At 69.7% G+C, this 16,836-nt stretch carries 13 protein-coding genes; 6 read left to right on the top strand and 7 right to left on the bottom strand.

Annotated features, from left to right (window positions below; all coding sequences use genetic code 11):
* Positions 1-108: 108 nt before the first annotated feature.
* Entirely contained in the window at positions 109-993 is an 885-nt protein-coding gene (locus ACLJOK_RS11500; RefSeq protein ID WP_410818208.1) for an MHYT domain-containing protein, read from the top strand.
* A 78-nt stretch (positions 994-1,071) separates the two neighbouring features.
* Here ACLJOK_RS11500 and ACLJOK_RS11495 read toward each other — a convergent pair whose 3' ends face one another.
* The 3 genes from ACLJOK_RS11495 to ACLJOK_RS11485 all read right to left on the bottom strand — a co-directional run bounded on the left by ACLJOK_RS11495 (position 1,072) and on the right by ACLJOK_RS11485 (position 5,510).
* Positions 1,072-1,941, bottom strand: coding sequence for an endonuclease/exonuclease/phosphatase family protein (locus ACLJOK_RS11495; protein WP_410818207.1), 870 nt, complete (start codon positions 1,939-1,941; stop codon positions 1,072-1,074).
* 133 nt (positions 1,942-2,074) lie between these two features.
* Positions 2,075-3,013 (bottom strand): SMP-30/gluconolactonase/LRE family protein, encoded by a 939-nt coding sequence (locus tag ACLJOK_RS11490; RefSeq protein ID WP_410818206.1) that lies wholly within the window; start codon positions 3,011-3,013, stop codon positions 2,075-2,077.
* A gap of 160 nt (positions 3,014-3,173) precedes the next feature.
* Entirely contained in the window at positions 3,174-5,510 is a 2,337-nt protein-coding gene (locus ACLJOK_RS11485) for a beta-L-arabinofuranosidase domain-containing protein (protein ID WP_410818204.1), read from the bottom strand.
* Between the two features lie 623 nt (positions 5,511-6,133).
* Here ACLJOK_RS11485 and ACLJOK_RS11480 point away from each other — a divergent pair.
* Together ACLJOK_RS11480 and ACLJOK_RS11475 are read left to right on the top strand one after the other, a co-directional pair.
* Positions 6,134-7,984: a family 43 glycosylhydrolase gene (locus ACLJOK_RS11480; RefSeq protein WP_410818202.1), complete on the top strand. Its 1,851-nt coding sequence runs from the start codon at positions 6,134-6,136 to the stop codon at positions 7,982-7,984.
* Positions 7,985-8,325: 341 nt separating this feature from the next.
* Positions 8,326-9,699 carry an endo-1,4-beta-xylanase gene (locus ACLJOK_RS11475; protein WP_410818200.1) on the top strand — a complete coding sequence of 458 codons (1,374 nt, stop codon included), beginning with the start codon at positions 8,326-8,328 and terminating at the stop codon, positions 9,697-9,699.
* Positions 9,700-9,792: 93 nt separating this feature from the next.
* Here the strand turns inward: ACLJOK_RS11475 and ACLJOK_RS11470 are convergent, their stop codons facing one another.
* The 3 genes from ACLJOK_RS11470 to ACLJOK_RS11460 all read right to left on the bottom strand — a co-directional run bounded on the left by ACLJOK_RS11470 (position 9,793) and on the right by ACLJOK_RS11460 (position 13,976).
* Positions 9,793-12,660: a glycosyl hydrolase gene (locus tag ACLJOK_RS11470; RefSeq protein ID WP_410818198.1), complete on the bottom strand. Its 2,868-nt coding sequence runs from the start codon at positions 12,658-12,660 to the stop codon at positions 9,793-9,795.
* 157 nt (positions 12,661-12,817) lie between these two features.
* Positions 12,818-13,240: an MmcQ/YjbR family DNA-binding protein gene (locus tag ACLJOK_RS11465; RefSeq protein WP_410818196.1), complete on the bottom strand. Its 423-nt coding sequence runs from the start codon at positions 13,238-13,240 to the stop codon at positions 12,818-12,820.
* A gap of 40 nt (positions 13,241-13,280) precedes the next feature.
* A complete protein-coding gene (locus tag ACLJOK_RS11460) occupies positions 13,281-13,976 on the bottom strand; it encodes a DUF1223 domain-containing protein (RefSeq protein WP_410818194.1) in 696 nt (231 codons plus the stop codon).
* 159 nt (positions 13,977-14,135) lie between these two features.
* Between ACLJOK_RS11460 and ACLJOK_RS11455 the strand changes: the two genes are divergently transcribed.
* Entirely contained in the window at positions 14,136-14,438 is a 303-nt protein-coding gene (locus ACLJOK_RS11455; protein WP_410818193.1) for a GNAT family N-acetyltransferase, read from the top strand.
* Between the two features lie 23 nt (positions 14,439-14,461).
* Here the strand turns inward: ACLJOK_RS11455 and ACLJOK_RS11450 are convergent, their stop codons facing one another.
* Positions 14,462-15,052: a TetR/AcrR family transcriptional regulator gene (locus ACLJOK_RS11450; RefSeq protein ID WP_410818191.1), complete on the bottom strand. Its 591-nt coding sequence runs from the start codon at positions 15,050-15,052 to the stop codon at positions 14,462-14,464.
* Positions 15,053-15,141: 89 nt separating this feature from the next.
* Here ACLJOK_RS11450 and ACLJOK_RS11445 point away from each other — a divergent pair, with 89 nt between their 5' ends.
* Positions 15,142-15,897 carry an SDR family oxidoreductase gene (locus tag ACLJOK_RS11445; RefSeq protein WP_410818189.1) on the top strand — a complete coding sequence of 252 codons (756 nt, stop codon included), beginning with the start codon at positions 15,142-15,144 and terminating at the stop codon, positions 15,895-15,897.
* A gap of 38 nt (positions 15,898-15,935) precedes the next feature.
* On the top strand, positions 15,936-16,652 hold the full coding sequence (locus tag ACLJOK_RS11440) for an isocitrate lyase/phosphoenolpyruvate mutase family protein (RefSeq protein ID WP_410818188.1): 717 nt from the start codon (positions 15,936-15,938) through the stop codon (positions 16,650-16,652).
* Positions 16,653-16,836: the final 184 nt, after the last annotated feature.

Raw genomic sequence — 16,836 nt, 5'->3', positions numbered from 1 at the left:
GCACCCCTCGGATAGCCCGGGGGGCACTGTTGCGCCTGATCACAGCACCCCTGATCATTGCCGAGGCGTCTTGTTGACGCGTCGGTAACGAATGGGGAGAAAGCCGCCGTGGCGGAGATCAATCACTTTGAGTACGGTTGGATCACGCCCGCGCTGAGTTACGCGCTGTCCGTGCTCGGTTCGATCCTCGGTCTGGTCTGCGCCGGGCGCATCCGTACGGCCCGGACGAACGGTCAGCGGGCGTGGTGGGGTCTCCTGTCGGCCTGGGCGTTGGGCGGCACCGCCATCTGGGCGATGCACTTCATGGCCATGCTCGGCTTCGCCGTCGAGAACACCCGAATCCGCTACGACGTGCCGCTGACCGCGGCCAGCACGGCCATCGCCGTGGTGGCGGTCGGTATCGGCCTGGCCATCGTGGGCACCGGCCGGCTGAATCCGGTACGACTGATCGCTGGCGGCGTCTTCACCGGCGCCGGCGTGGCCTCCATGCACTACACCGGCATGGCCGCCATGCGCCTCAACGGCAGCCTCGGCTACGACACGGTCCGGGTCGTGCTCTCGGTGGTCATCGCCGTGGTGGCGTCCACCGTCGCGCTGTGGCTCGCGATGACCGTCCGGCGGGGGTTGGCGATCTTCGCCTCCGCGCTGGTCATGGGGATCGCCGTCAACGGGATGCACTTCACCGGCATGAGCGCCCTGTCGGTGCACCGCCACGAACGGGCGGGTGAGGTGACCGGCGCCGGGGTGAGCACCCTGTTGGTGCCGATCGTGCTGGCGGTGGTCTTCGGGGTGGTCGGTCTGCTCTACGCGCTGCTCGCCGCTCCGACCGACGACGACCGGGCCGCTGCCGCGTACCTGGACGGGCGGCGGCTCTCGGAGCCGGCGGCCCCGGTGCCCACCGCTGCTCCCGACCCGGTCGGGTTGCGTGCTCGCTCCACCCTCGGCCAGCCCGGCACTCCGTTCCCGTCGCGCCGGGACACGCCGCCGCGCTGACACCGTGCGGCCGGCTTGCGCCTCGTTGCTGGCGGCCTCGCGGGTCAGGCCGCCTCCGTGCCCGGGTACGGAGGCGGATCAGGCCGGCCGCCGACCGGGTCGGCCGCGGTCGATGGTGAGGGTGACCAGCAGCCCCGGGTGGTCGGTCGCCCCGTGCATGGGCACCAGGCTGCGACAGCAGAGCGTGACGTCGGTGGTGGCCGTGACGTGTTGCAGTTGGCCGTCGTCGATCCGCTGATGGCCCGGCGGAGTGCAGGACCGCACGTCGGGGTCGTGGCCGGCGCGCAGGTTGAGGTCGCCGGCCAGCACGGTGGGCTCGTACCCGGCGTTGCGGCTGATCGTCGGCAGGATGGTGTCGACCAGGTGGTCGCACTGGGTGAGCGCGACACGGTAGCCGGTGGCCGACAGGTGCGTGGTGCAGGCGAGCAGGGTGCCGTCGACGTCGACGCAGAGCCAGGCTCGTTCCTCGGGGTCCGCGAGGTCCTGCGTCGGATGGGTTCCGGCGTACACGGTGTTCGGGGTGGCCGGCGTCCGCACATGGGTCAGCAGGCCGATGCCGAACCGTTGGCCGTTGCGGCAGCGGGTGTCGTCGCCGCTCGGACGGTCGCCGGCGGCCTGAAACGCGGCCACGACGGTCCGCCCAGGGTGGACGGCTTGGAACACGCCGTGCAGGGCGGACACGTCAGGCTCGCAGATCTCGTTGAGGGTGACCAGGTCGGGTGCCTCGATGGTGATCACCTCGGCGGCCCTGGCCATCGCTCGGCCGGTGTAGCAGCCGGCGCGGCCACTGTTGCAGAGGTTCAGCTGGAGCATCCGTAGGACAGTGGGCTGCGCGGCGGCCCCGGCGACCGGCGATGTGGTCGGCCGGTTGGCCGGGAGTGCGGCGGCGGCGAGTAGGCAGCCCACGGCCAGGGTTCGGCGCAGGAACCGGTACGGACGGGCGGCCACACGGACTCCGGGGTGCACGAGGCGACAGTCATCGCCGAGGTGCCGGTGATCCTACTGGCGGCCGAATCGGCGATCGGGATCCAGAGCGGTGGGCCGAGGGGGCACGCGCGCGGCGCGTACCCCCTCGGGTCGCTCAGTGGGCGCGGACCGCGACGGCCGTGTACGGCGTGGTGGGGGTCGGCGGCGTGGTGAACCGGGCGTTGGGCAGGTACAGCCGGCCCAACGCCTTGGCCACTGTGGTGGGCACGTCGAAGTTCGGATCGGTGATGGTGCCGGTGAGCGCTCCGGCGGTACCGGAGTGGTTCAGCCGGACCACCGCTATCTGGTTGAGGCGGTTCTGCACGACGTAGAGGGTGCGGCCGAGCAGCAACAGTCCATCGCCGTTGGTGAAGGTGTGGCCCGGCACGTCCACGACGGTGCTCGCGCCGGTCGCCGGGTCGACCCGGTACAGCGTGCCGGTGGTGGACTGGACGACGATCAGCGCCCGGCCGTCCGGTGTGGTGGCGATGCCGTTGAGGTTAACCCCGGTGCCGACCTGCTCGTACGCGCCGGTCAGCGTGATCGTGGTGAACGCGTCGGCGGGCGGCAGCGCCCCGCCGCGACCGAGCGGCAGCCGGTAGAGGACCGGCCGGTTCGAGTCGGTGAAGTATGCCGCGTCGCGGGTCAGCACGACGTCGTTGACGAACGTCGGGGCGGTGGCGAACTGGTAGCGGGCCAGCACCTCACCGGTGCGGGTGTCGAGCACGCGGGCGTCGCCGGCCGTGCCACCGGAGACGAAGAGCCGGCCACGCGGGTCGACCTTGAGGCCGAGCGACGGCGTGCCGGTGGCCGCGCCGATCGTCGTGCCCCGGCCGGTGACCAGGTCGACGCGCTGGATGGCACCGGTGGCGCGGGAACCGAAGTAGGCGTACCGGCCGGCGGTGGCGATGCCCTCGGGCTGGAACCCGTCGGGGAGGGCGAGGACGGCCGGCGGCCGCCCTGCGGGGTGCGCCTGCGCCGGTGCGACGGCGACGGTGGCCAGCATGGCGGCGGTCAACGCGCCGCCGAGCGTGGTGCGGAGGGGGCGGTTCACTGTGCTCCTTCCGGGCGGAAGCGGCACGAGCCGACACGTCCGCCACGTTCACTGGGGCCAGGACCCTCCCCACTGTACGACCGCTGGCGGGCGCCCGCTCGGCGTCACCGGCGCGGCCTTCGGGTGACCGCGCCGGTGCGCCCGTCGAGCGGGGCGGAGATCAGGCGTTGCGGACCAGCCTCCACCGGTTGTCCGCGCTGCCGTTGTCCGGATCCTGCACGGCCTGCGCTCCCCAGGCGGTCGACCCGTTCAGGATTCCGAGCAGCTTGTTGCTGTTGACGTTGCGGATCTTGTAGGTGCCGTCGCCGTTGTCCACGAGGATCCACCGATGATCGGCGGTGCCGTTGTCGGCCCACTGCATGACCCGGGCGTTGTCGGCGGTGGACATGTTCTCCACGCCCAGGACCTTGCCGCTGTTGACGTTGCGGAACCGGACCGCGTTGCCGTCGGTGATGACCACCCAGTTGTGGTCAGCGGTGCCGCTGTCGCCCCACTGCACGGCCAGACCACCGTCGGCGGTGGACATGTTCTGAACACCGAGGACCAGCCCGGTGCCGACATTGACCAGGCGGTAGCTGCCGGTGGGGCCGCCGCTGCCGCTGGTGTTCCAGTAGACCGTGTAGTTGTAGCCGTGGGCGTCGTAGAAGGGGGCGAGGTTCACAGTGGACCCGTTGGCGCTGGCGGTGAACGCGAGCGAGCTGGTGCTGGTCCGGGTGATCGAGGAGACGGTGAGGGTGGGCAGGGTGCTCAGGGCAGTGTTGCCGTAGTTGCCGGCCAGCACCGAGGGGCCGTACGTGACCGCGCCGACGTTGGCGTTGTCGTTGGCGGCCTTGACGGCGACCTGCATCGGCAGCCGCACGGTGATGGTGTCGCCAGCGGCCCAGGTACGCGTGACAGTGGCGTAGCTGCCCGGTGTGGTGGTGACGTTCTCCACAGTGCCGTTGACGGCGATCGTCGCGCCGCTGGTCCAGGACGGGATCCGCACCCGGATGCTCCACGACCCGCTCATCGAGCCGGACAGGGTCAGCGTGCTGGTGTCACTGACCGGGAAGCTGGTGGTCTGGGTGACGGTGATGCCGCGCTGCGTCCAGCTCAGCACCGACGGCGTGAACAGGTTCACGCTCAGTGTGGTGCCGTTGTAGAAGTAGATGGAGTCCATCAACCTCGTGTTGATCTCCAGGCCCGTGCCCTGGCAGCACCAGAACGAGTTGTAGTCGGTGCTCCAGGTACCGCCACCCCACGCCGGGCCCACACCGCGACGTCCGCCCGGCCGCAACGGGGTGAAGTAGGTGATGTGGCCGTGGCTGTCGGCCGGGTTCTGCCCGCCGATCAGGTGGTTGATCAGCGCGCGCTCGTAGAAGTCGAAGTAGTCCGCCCGGTTCGGGTCGAGCAGCCACAGCTCCCGGGTCAGCTTGAGCATGTTGAACGTGTTGCACTGCTCGCAGGTGTCGTTGCTGAGGTAGCCGGCGATCGCGTTGGGCGGCCGGAAGTGCTCCGCCTGGCTGTTGCCGCCGATGACGTAGGTGTGCGCGCCGACGGTGATGTTCCACGCGTTGCTGGCGATGTTCCGGTAACGGGTGGTCCCGGTGGCCTTGAACTCCCGGGCCGCACCGATCCACTTGGGCACCTGCGTGTTGGCGTGCCGGCCGTTGAGCTGGTCCTGGTTGTTGGCCAGCGGGTCGAACACGGCGGCGTGGTCGAACCGCTGCGCGGTGGCGAGCCACCGGCTGTCGCCGGTCTGCTGGTAGATGTCGGCGAGCACGTCGTTCATGCCCCCGAACTCGGTGCCCAGCATCGACTGCATCTGGCCGGAGCTCAGCCGGCTGGTCCGGGTGTCGACCCAGCCGGCGAGGGACAGCAGCACCGTACGGGCCTGGGTGTTTCCGATGTAGCGCCAGACGTCGAGCAGACCGGCGAGGGTCTTGTGGATGCAGTAGTAGGGCACGTTGCCGTTGGACAGCGTCCGTGCCTCGAGCGCGGTGAAGTCGGACTCCGGGAAGCCGGAGAGGTAACCCGCGCCGAACCCGGCGGCGGAGTTGTTGGCCTGGCACTTGGCCAACTCGGCCACCATGTAGTTGGCCTTGTCCCGGCAGGTGGTGTCGCCCAGCACCGCGTACGCGTACGCCCACGCGCTCAGGAAGTGGCCCTGCATGTGGGTCCGGAACGGGAAGTTCGGCGCGTCCCAGCCGCCGTTGGTGGCGGCGCCGTTCGTGGACAGCCGGTGGTTGGCGCGGAAGTTGTAGAGCATCCGGTCGACGTCGACGAACCGCAGATAGTTGAGCGTCCGGGTCTGGTTGTCCATCCAACGGCCGGAGCTGAGTCGAACCTGACCCGGGTCGAATGCGTACGCCGAGACGCCGATGTCGGACCGGGCCGGGGGCACGACGGCGGCGGACGCGCTCCCGGGAAGGATGGCGGCGCCAGTCGCGGAGACCACCACTGTGGCTCCGGCTGCCTGAAGCAGGTGGCGGCGGCTGAGGGGCGGGGGTGGTGGCATGGGGGAACCTCCAGGTGGCCGGGTACGTCGGGGCCGCCATCGATGGCGGTGGGTGGTCGGCGGCAATGGGCCGCCGACGCCGGGTGCGCTGTGGTGGGTGGGACGTGGGTCGCCGTGGACGCCGGGTGCCCACCCCTGCGCTTATCGCGGCACATCGATGTGATCGCTAACATAGTTCGTCGTTAACACGCCCGCAACCCCCGGGGCGCCTCGTCGACCTATCCCTGGGACGACCTGGCCCGGTGCCGCCGGGCCTGGTGGCAGCTATGGTCCGAAACGGACATCCACCGGGTTTGCGATCACCGGAGCGTGACAGTGGGTGACGGATGTCGATGAGCTTCCGTCCGTTGACGCCCGTCCGGCCGCTCAGTACGGTGCATCGTAAATCTTCGATGTCAACGTCAATACATCAATGCTGCGATGTGGTTACGACGGTCATCTCGCACCTCACATAAATCCAGGTCAGATGGGGGAGGAGGCATTCAGGAAAGGCTGTTAGCGCTAACACGGCCGCCGGCCGTGCTGTTGCCGGGAACGGCAAAGCCGGTTCGACCGGCTGCCAGCCACTGCGGTGGCCCGCCCAGTCAGACATCGCGCACGGCGCACTCTCTGTAGGAGTAATCGTGAAAGTGGAAGACCGAACCACAACCCGGATCGGCCACCGGGCCAGGCGCGCCATCGCCTGGCTGGCGAGCATGGCCTGTGTCCTCGCACTGGTCCCGGGCACGGCCAGGGCCGACAACCCCATCGTCCAGAACATCTACACCGCCGACCCGGCGCCAATGGTGCACAACGGCCGGGTCTACCTCTACGCCGGACATGACGAGGACGGGTCCACCTACTTCACCATGCGTGAGTGGCGGGTGTACTCGTCCGCCGACATGGTGAACTGGACCGACCACGGATCGCCGATGAATCTGGTGACGTTCGCGTGGGCGGACGCCAACGCGTGGGCCGGGCAGGTAGTTCCGCGTAACGGAAAGTTCTACTGGTACGTGCCGGTGCGCCAGCGCTCCAACGGGCAGATGGTCATCGGCGTCGGGGTGGCCGACAGCCCGACCGGGCCGTTCCGCGACGCGCTCGGTCGACCACTGGTCGGAAACAACGAAATCGACCCGCACGCGTTTATCGACGACGACGGGCAGGCGTATCTGTACTGGGGTAACCCTGGTCTGTGGTACGTGAAATTGAACCCGGACATGATCTCGTTCTCCGGCAGCGCGACCCGTATTCCCCTCACGACGGCGGGGTTCGGTACCCGTAACGGCAATGCGAGTCGGCCGACGCTGTACGAGGAGGGCCCGTGGGTGTTCAAGCGCAACGGGTTGTACTACAACGTGTTCGCGGCGGAATGCTGCTCCGAGTTCATCGCGTATTCCACGGCGACCGGACCGACGGGGCCGTGGACCTATCGGGGAACGATCATGCCACGGCAGGGCGCCAGCTTCACCAATCACGCGGGTGTGATCGATTTCCAGGGTGGTTCGTATTTCTTCTATCACAACGGTGCGCTGCCCGGTGGCGGTGGTTACACCCGTTCGGTCGCTGTGGAGAAGTTCAGTTACACCAGCAGTGGCCTGTTCCCGACGATCACGATGACGAGCACGGGTGCCCCGCAGGTGGGCACGCTGAACCCGTATGTGCGGCAGGAAGCCGAGACGATCGCGTGGGGCTCGGGGATCGAGACCGAGGCGTCCAGCGAGGGCGGGATGAACGTCGGTTGGATCGAGAACGGCGACTACATCAAGGTCAAGGGCGTCGCGTTCGGCGCGGGTGCTACCTCGTTCAGCGCCCGGGTCGCGTCGGCCACCAGCGGCGGCCGGATCGAGGTACGCCTGGACAGTGCCAGTGGTCCGACCGTGGGCACCTGCACAGTGGGCGGCACCGGCGGCTGGCAGACCTGGACCACCAGCACCTGCGCGGTCAGCGGAGCGACCGGCACCCGTGATCTCTACCTGCGCTTCGCCGGCGGCAGCGGCAACCTGTTCAACATCAACTGGTGGCAGTTCAGCGGCACCGGCGGCGGCAGCGCCACCAACCTGCTCACCAACGGCGACGTGGAGAACGGCACGACGGGCTGGGGTGTGCACGGCAGCGGCACCCTCGCCAGGATCACCGCGGTCGCGCACGGCGGCAGCGGGTCGCTGTCGATCACTGGCCGGACCGGCGCCTGGAACGGCCCCAGTCAGGACGTGACCGCCAAGCTCACCAACGGCAAGAGCTACACCACAAACGTCTGGGTACGAGCACAGAGCGGCACCCCGTCGGCGAAGGCGACACTGTCGCTGACCGCGAACGGCACGACGAACTACCTCCAACTGACGCCGGCGGTGGGCGTGACCGTCAACGGCTGGACCCTGCTCACCGGCACCGCGACCGTGTCGTGGAGCGGCACGTTGTCCAGTGCCGCCTTCTACGTGGAGACGGCCGAGGGCACCGACAGCCTCCTCGTCGACGACGCCTCGTTCCAGTGACGGGTGCTGCCGGGGCCGTGCTCGGCGCGGCTCCGGCAGCACGGCGACGTGCCCCACCACTGCGACGGAGCGACAGGTGCCCCGGCGTGGTTGGTTACGACTTGACGAACGGCATGTTATCGCTCACAGTCGATGGTTGAGGGCGGCCGCACCTGTGGTTCACCGGGCGAACCTGCTGTGGCCCCTCGGAGCGCGACGTCCGCCCAGGGCATGCCGGACGTCGGGTCAGGATTCCCCGCACTGCTGCCGCGACGGCGATTGGTGCTGCCGTCGCCGACGTCGCAGGAGCAGATTCGGGCGCTGCGCCTCCATCGCCGCACCACCACAGAGAAGGAATCCGCATGAATCACAGAAGAGCCTTGCGAGCGGTGGTGACCGTCGCCGTCACCGGCGCTCTCGCCGCCGCTATGACGATGACCCTGACCTCCACGGCCAGCGCCGGCACGACCCTCCGGGCCTCGGCGGCCGAGAAGGGTCGCTACTTCGGCGCGGCCGTCGCGACGGGCAAGCTGTCCACCAGCGCCTACACGACGATTCTGAACCGTGAGTTCAACAGTGTCGTGGCCGAGAACGAGATGAAGTGGGACGCCACCGAGCCGCAGCAGGGTCGGTTCAGCTACACCGGTGGTGATCGTCTGGTCAGTCACGCGCAGGCCAACGGCATGAGTGTGCGGGGCCATGCGTTGTTGTGGCACCAGCAGGAGCCGGGTTGGGCGCAGGGCATGTCGGGCAGCGCGTTGCGCAGCGCGATGATCAACCACGTCACCCAGGTCGCCACGCATTTCCGGGGGAAGATCTATGCCTGGGATGTGGTGAACGAGGCGTTCGCCGACGGTGGTGGCGGTGGGCGTCGGGACTCGAACCTGCAGCGCACCGGTAATGACTGGATCGAGGCGGCGTTCCGGGCGGCGCGGGCAGCGGATCCGGGTGCGAAGTTGTGTTACAACGACTACAACACCGACGGGATCAACGCGAAGTCGACGGGCATCTACAACATGGTGCGGGACTTCAAGTCCCGTGGCGTGCCGATCGACTGCGTGGGCTTCCAGTCGCACCTGGGCACCTCGCTGGCCGGTGACTACCAGGCGAACCTGCAGCGGTTCGCCGATCTCGGTGTGGATGTGCAGATCACCGAGCTGGACGTGATGACCGGCGGCAACCAGGCCAACATCTTCGGCGCCGTCACCCGCGCCTGCATGAACGTCTCCCGCTGCACCGGCATCACCACCTGGGGAGTACGGGACTGCGACTCGTGGCGTGGATCGGACAACGCGCTGCTGTTCGACTGCAACGGCAACAAGAAGGCCGCGTACACCAGCGTTCTGAACGCCCTCAACGCCGGCCCCGCCATCCCGACCGACCCGCCGACCGACCCGCCGACCGACCCGCCGACCGACCCGCCCACCACCCCGCCGCCGGGAACGGGTGGTTGCTCGGCATCGGTGTCACTCAACTCGTGGAACGGCGGGTTCGTGGCCACAGTGAAGGTGACCGCCGGCTCCGCCGGCACGAGCGGGTGGAACGTCGGTGTCACCCTTGCCAGTGGTGCGAGTGTCACCAACACCTGGAGCGCGACGGCCAGTGGCTCGACCGGCACGGTGCGGTTCGCCAACGTGGACTACAACGGCCGCCTCGGAGCGGGTCAGGTCACCGAGTTCGGCTTCCAGGGCACTGGCAGTGGGGCCGGCATCACGCCCACCTGCACCGCTTCCTGAGCACGACTGACCGACCGCACAGTCCGGCCGGTGTGGAGGAGCGATCCTGCTCCTCCACACCGGCCGGCGTCGTGTCGTGCTCGAACCTGTCGATCAGGAGTACGGAAGCCGCAGCACCGACTGGTTGCCGATGCCCACGGTGGTCGGGTTGTTGCCGATCGCCGACCAGACCTCCACCCGGACCGTGCCGTTGCTCAGCGCGCCCAGGGTGCCGGTGGCCGAGGACAGGCCGGCGTTCTGGGTGTAGTGCTCGTAGCCGGTGACCGGGTCGGTGGCGAAGTAGCGCAGCGTCTCCACCCGCTCCCAACTGCCGTTGCCGGTGAGGTCGTAGGAGATCCGCACCTGCACGCCGTTGCCGACCGCCGTCCCGGCGTCCACGAACAGGTCGAACGCCGTCTGGCCGCCGGCGTAGGCGAGGTTGAGGCCGGTCGCCGTGAAAACCTGGGCGTTGGTGGGCGTACCGTCGTGGTTTCCGTTTGCCGCCGCGACCGTCGTCGTGGCCGCGCTACCGGCGGCGCCCAACCCGCCCCCGGGCAGCAGGTACCGCGTCGGGTTGCCCGGGGTGGTCGGCGGGTCGGTCGTCGGCGGGGGATCCGTCGGCGTCGTCGGAGGGACACCGCCAGCCGCGTTGCCGCCACTCCAGGTGTACGCCCCGGTGGTGGCCGTCTTTCCGGCTCCCACGCTGAGCGTGGTGCCGTTGGAGAACGTCACAGTGATCGGCGTCGCCGTCGGGTTCGACGCCACGTAGGTGCGGGCCCCGTTGCGGGAGAAGACCGCGGACAGCGGATGGTTTCCGGTCACCGTCGTGTCGACATTGCCGAGGGCGGCGAGGTTACGGATCCAGTGGAACGTGTGTGCCCGACTCTCGCCCTCCTCCGGGGTGTAGCCCGGGTTCGCGCGGAGGTTCGCCAGCGCCGCGTCGGGATCGCCGAGGGCCTGGAACTGCCAGAGGATGTCCTGCCACACCGTCGGTTGTCCGCCGTTGTTGCGGACGAGTTCGGCGTAGTTGGTCCGCACGTACGCCGGGTTGTTGCCCAGGTAGAGGTGCCCGCCGGTGACCGGGAGCAGGTTGATGCCCTGGATCATCTCCGGCTCACCGCTGAACCAGGTGGCGTATGCGCCGCCGTCACCCCAGACCATGCCGACCGTCGAGTGCCCGAAGGCGGCGGGGAAGTTCTGGTCACTGACGTCGAACCAGTACTCCTGGATCGCCGCGGCCTGCGTGGTGTAGAGGAAGACGCCCGCGTCACGGATGGCGGTATTACCCGTCGTCTGCCCCCACTGGATCAGGGCGCTCGCGAAGTTCATCCCCTCCGACGAGGACTCCTGGTTGTTGCCGGAGCCGAACGAGCCGTGCCCGGACGCCCAGTCGTGCCCGGCGTAGATGTCGAAGTCCCGCAGGTACGGGAACTGGGTGTCGCCGCGGCGGTAGTTGTTGGCGTCCCGGATCAGCAGGTCGACCATCCCGCCGTAGCGGCTGGTGGCCGCCCAGGTCGGGTCGAACTTCGCCAGGGTCGCGGCGGCCGCGATGTAGTAGCCGTAGTGGAAGTGGTGGTCGTTGAGCTCCTGGTCGGACCCGTACGACGCCGGGTAGCCGATCAGGGTGCCCCAGTTGTTGTCGTAGTAGAAGACCCGGCTGGTCTTGCCGCTGGACGCGGTGAACCAGTCGGTGAGCGTGCTACGGATCGCGTTCAGCGCGCTGTCGCGCGTCGTGGTGTCGTTGACCTGGTCGGCGATTTCGGCGATCCGCGCGGCCCGGCCGAGCCCCTTGCCGGTCCAGTACGTGTCGTTGCCGCGTTGGTCCATCGGGTTGGCGCGGGTGGCGGTCAGGTGCCCGGTGAGCGTCGACAGGTCACCACCGCTGCCGTCGCCGACGGCCGGCAGTTCCGGCAGGATGCCCTGGAACTTCATGGCGGTGCGGAACTGGTTGACGCCGGTGAGCACCTTCATTCGGCCGCGCGCCGACGGGTAGGTCGGCGTGATAGCTGTGGAACCGCTCAGCGACTTCCACTGGTGTGGGTAGAGGCTGACCACTGTCTGCGTGGCGGTGCCCTCCCGGGCGGTCGTGGTGAACGCATACGTGGTGGTCAGGCCGCTGGTCGCGGGGTTGTAGGCGTACGACACCTGGGTGCCGGTCACGTGGGCGTGCGCGTACTGACCGTAGGTCGCGGCCAGCGCGGCGCGCTCGGCCGCGCTGGACGTCGGCGGCAGCAGGGCGACGGAGAAGTAGCCGCGACCGGCCAGGGTGGACGAGATCCGGCCGGACGCCACGGTCCAGCTGGCGCCGCTGGGCGCGAACCCGACGTAGTCGTGGCCGTTGACCCGGAAACCGATGGTGGCGCCACTGTTGGACCAGACGTCGGGGGTGCCGGCGGTGCTGATCTGCGCGTTCCCGCCGGTGGTCTGGAAGTACGCGAAGGGCAGACCGTGGCCGATGGTCGCGCGCATGGTGCGCGTGCCGTCGCTCCAGTGCGGGCTGACCGTCCAGTCCGTCCAGCCGTCGACCTTCACCAGGGGTGCGCTGAGCCCGGCCACACCGACTCGGATGTCCTGCACGTACGGGTAGTGGAACTCACCGACACCGGTGGCGGTGCCGCTGATGGCGGGCGTGGAGTTGGCGGAGAAGCCGAGCCCGTCGCCGAAGGTGTCGTACGAGATCGGGTGGGCGTGCAGCGGCTCACTGAAGGAGCAGTCGGTGCGCTTCCACAGCAGTGAGGACCACCAGTCGTTGGTGGGGATCGGCCCGGCGGGCGCGTTGGCGGTGGCGAACTGCCGGGGGTTGCTGGACATCGCGCCGCAGCCACTGGGGAGCGGGCCGACCGGGGTGGTGGTGTAGCTGCCGGCGCCGACGGGTGCGGCTTCGGCCGCGCGGGTGACGGGGATGGCGAGGCCGCCGACGACCAGGGCCAGCGCGGTGGCGGCGGCCAGGGCCCATCGGCGGTGGGGGACGGGAGGTTTCATCGTGCCTCCATCGCGCGCGCCGGGTGCGGCCCTTGCCGGGTCCAGCGCTATGCGTCTGAATTGGGGGGAAGGTCAGGTGAGAGAGCGCTCTCTCGGCAACGGTAAACGAGCACCGAGATCCCCGTCAATGTGTCCAACCCGTTGCGTGCTGATGTCGCTATTTGCCGGCGCTCGCACGGTCGCCCAGCGGTTCACCCGCACGGCTGCCCAGCGGCTCGCCCGCACGGTCGCTCACCAGCGAGTCCGGCACGCGCATCCGCCACGCGTCGGTCACCAGCTCGGTCAGCCGGTCCAGGTCGACCGCCGCCAGGCGCAGCAGCACCAGGGGCAGGCCGTCGTAACCGGGCGCTGTGAAGAAGACCTCGGGCTCCCCGAGCAGGAGAGCCTGTTTCTCGGCCTCGTCGCCGACGAACAGCACCGCGACGTCGAGCCGGATCACCCGCGGCTTGCCCGGTATCCGCTCCGGATAGGACCAGACGAAGCCCTTGTCGGCCACCCGGAAGTCGAAGCCGTCACTGGCGATCTCCGCCGTGTGCGGCAGGGCCAGCGCCACCCGGCGTACGTCGTCCGCGTCAGCCACCGAACCTCCTCGCACCGCGCACCATCCGCATGCGCCGAGATTACGCGGTGGACAGCTCGATGGCCGTGGCGCCGACGATCGCCCGTTCGCCGCCCTCCTGGACGTAGCCGACCACGCTGGCGCTCCCTGGGTCGAGGCCAGGCGGTGTTGCCAGTTCCACCTGCCCCCGCTCGGCGTCCAGGCCCACCGACCGGAAGGCGCGCACGACATTGTCCTGCCGCAGCGTCCGCCCGGCGTTCTCCCCCCGGGCGATCTCGCTGGTCAGGTCCCGCTCCACGACTGCCACGTGCAGCACCGCGCGCCCCGGCGGCTGGTCGGCCCGGTAGTCCACCATCACCCGGTCGTTGTCGAGGTTGGCGATGGAGAGCGCCAGTGGTGTGGTGGCCGTCGAGGCCATGGCGGACATGATCGCGGCGGCCGCCCGTCGGCGATCGGAACCGACGAACTCGACGGTGCCGTTGACGACCATCTGCGGGGTGTAGAGACCTCGGGTACCGAGCGCGCGGGCGTACGCCTCCTGCCGCGCGGTGTACGACGCGTCCGCGAACTGGTCGGGCCAGCCCAGGTCGTCCCAGTAGTCGACGTGGAACCCGAGGGCGAAGACGTTCTGGCCCCGTTCCCGTGCGTCGCGCTCGATCTCGCTCAGCAACTCCTCCGCGGGAGGGCAACTGTTGCAGCCCTGGGACGTGAACATCTCGACGACGGCGAAGCCGCCGTCCGTCGATGGGTTCGTCATGGTGGCGTGTCTCCTCCCGCGGTGGTGCCCGGCGATGGTGCGTTTCCCGGTGCCCGGCGGCGTTGCGTTTCCCGTTTCGGCCGAGACAATGCGCGTGGGGGTCGCGTCCCCTGCCGGCCTCGCGGGTGGCGCCGCCGGGCCGGGTGGTTGGATGGTCGGGTGCAGTTCACAGTGACAGACGCGCCGGCGCGGGAGCGTTTCGAGGCGCGCGACGAGGCGGGCGCTGTCGTCGGGTCCGTCACCTACCAGCTGACCGGCTCGATCATCGCCTACACCCACACCGAGGTCGACCCGGCGTACGAGGGCAAGGGCCTCGGGTCGACGCTGGCGCGGGCCGTGCTGGACGACGCGCGGAGCAAGGGCCGGACCGTCGTGCCGATCTGCCCGTTCCTCTCCGACTGGGTGATCAAGCACCCGGAGTACGAGAGCATCGTGGTCCGGTCCACCCGCAAGATCAAATAATCGCTGCCCCTGGTCGCGGGGTGTCAGGCATCCGGTAGGAGCTTGGCGGCGAGGGTGCGGGCCGTCGCGGTCAGGGTGTCGATGTCCAGCCCCGTCCGCCCCATGAACACCAGGCCCTGCTGTGCCGCGAGCAGCGCCCGCGCCGTCTCGACCGGGTCGACGTCGCGCGGCAGGTCGCCCTCGTCCTGGGCCCGCCCCACGCTCTCGGCGACCAGGGCGGTCGTCGCCTCGTAGGTGCGTCGCGCCTCGGCGAGAACGTCGGGGTCGCTGGTGGCGAGTTCGTACGTGCTGTTGGCCATGAGGCAGCCGCGCCGGGCGGTAGCTCCGCCCGGATCGTTCACCGGCGCCATGACGAACGCGCGCAGCGCGTCCAGGGCACGGGGAGCGGACGTGAGCATCTCGCGCAGGTAGCCGCCGCTGGTGTCGGTGTATTCCCGCAACGCCCGCAGGAACAGTCGGTGTTTGTCGCCGAAGGCGCCGTAGAGGCTGCCCTTGCCCAGCCCGCTGACGCGCACCAGGTCCTCCAGCGAGGTCGCCGCGTAGCCGGCATCCCAGAACTGGTCCCGGACGGCGCGGATCACCTGCTCCTCGTCGAACTGCCGTGGCCTGGCCATGTGACCAGCGTAGCAATTGTTGACCGCACGGTCCACCAAACGTATGGTGGACCGATCAGTCAATAACCAGGCAACCTGGAGGACCACCCATGACGCAGCCTCTTGTCGGCAAGGTCGCCCTCGTCACCGGCGGTTCCCGCGGTCTCGGCGCGGCCACGGCCCGCGCTCTGGCCGACGCCGGTGCGGACGTCGCCATCACCTACGTCGGCTCCGCCGACAAGGCCGCCGCCGTGGTCGAGGAGCTGGTGAGGAGGGGGGTGCGCGCCCTCGCCCTGCAGAACGACCAGGCGGACAGCTCCCGCGCACCGCAGCTGATCAACGACGTTGTCACCCAGCTCGGCGGTCTGGACATCCTGGTCAACAACGCCGCGATCTCCCTGGAGCAGGGCAGGACGGTCGACGACCCGGACGTCGACGTGGCCACCCTGGACCGCATGCACGCCACCAACTACACCGGCGTCATTGCGATCATCCGCGCGGCGGCGAAGGTGCTGCGCGACAACGGCCGGATCGTCAACATCGGTTCGGGAATCGGCACCCGCGTCGGGGTGCCCGGTCTCGCCGACTACGCCGCGACCAAGGCCGGGCTGGTCGGCTACACCCGGGGCGTCGCCCGCGACCTGGCGCCGCGCGGCATCACCGTCAACATGGTGCAGGCCGGGCTGATGCCGACCGGAATGGAGCCGCCCTCCCCGGAGATGCTCAAGGGCATGGTGTCCAGCCTCGCGATCCAACGGGTCAGCGACCCCGCCGAGACCGCCGCGGCCATCGCGTTTCTGGCCAGCCCCGCGGCCTCGTACATCACCGGTGCCGTGCTTGACTCCAACGGCGGATACACCGCCTGAGCCCCGCCCCTCCGCAGCCCCGTCGGGAGACCACAACGATGACAGCCTCCACCTTCCGTGCCCTGCACCACGACCGAGCCGCCGGTGACCCGCTCGTCCTGCCGGGCCCCTGGGACGCGGGCAGCGCCCGGGTGCTGGCCGACGCCGGTTACCCGGCGCTCGCGACCCCGAGCGCGGGTGTCGCCGCCTCGCTCGGATACGAGGACGGGGCGACCCCGCCGGACGAGATGTTCGCGGCGGTCGCGCGCATCGTCCGCGCCGTGTCCGTCCCCGTCTCCGCCGACGTCGAGGGCGGTTACGGCCTCGCGCCCCGCGAGCTGGTCGGACGGCTGTTGGAGGCCGGCGCCGTCGGCTGCAACCTGGAAGACTCGGAGGGGTCCGCCACCCTCAAGGACCCCCGGCGGCACGCCGACTGGCTGGCCGAGGTGCGCGCAGAGGCAGGCGACGCCCTCTTCATCAACGCCCGAGTCGACACCTTCCTGGTAGGAACGGGTGACCCGGCCGACGCTGTGGAACGCGCCCGTCTCTACGTGGCGGCCGGCGCCGACTGCGTCTACCCGATCCTGGCGCCGTCGCAGGTGCTCCCAAGGCTGCGGGAGGGCATCTCCGGGCCGATCAACATGGCCGCCGGACCGGACCGGGAGTCCGTGGCTGAGCTGGGCCGGCAGGGCGCCACCCGCATCACCTTCGGTCCAGGAATGCAGCGGTACGCGATGGCGTCGATCGGCGACCTCGCGGCCGACCTGCGCGCCTGAGTCGGACGTCACCCGCCCCCCCCCGCGCCCCCGGCGTGATCGACTCGGGTTTCGGGAGGTCGGGGTGTCCCGGTCGAGTGGATCGCGCGGTTTCCTGAATACCGAGTCGATCACCGGGCGGCGGAGCATCCCCGGCACCTACGGTCGAGCCCCCGGCGCGCCGTCGCGATGAACGGCTGCCGGG

It is taken from the genome of Micromonospora sp. 050-3, from assembly GCF_046549335.1.
Lineage (GTDB): Bacteria > Actinomycetota > Actinomycetes > Mycobacteriales > Micromonosporaceae > Micromonospora > Micromonospora trifolii.
Note: the sequence above shows the minus strand (reverse complement) of the source record. Positions and strands in the feature narration are given on the sequence as shown.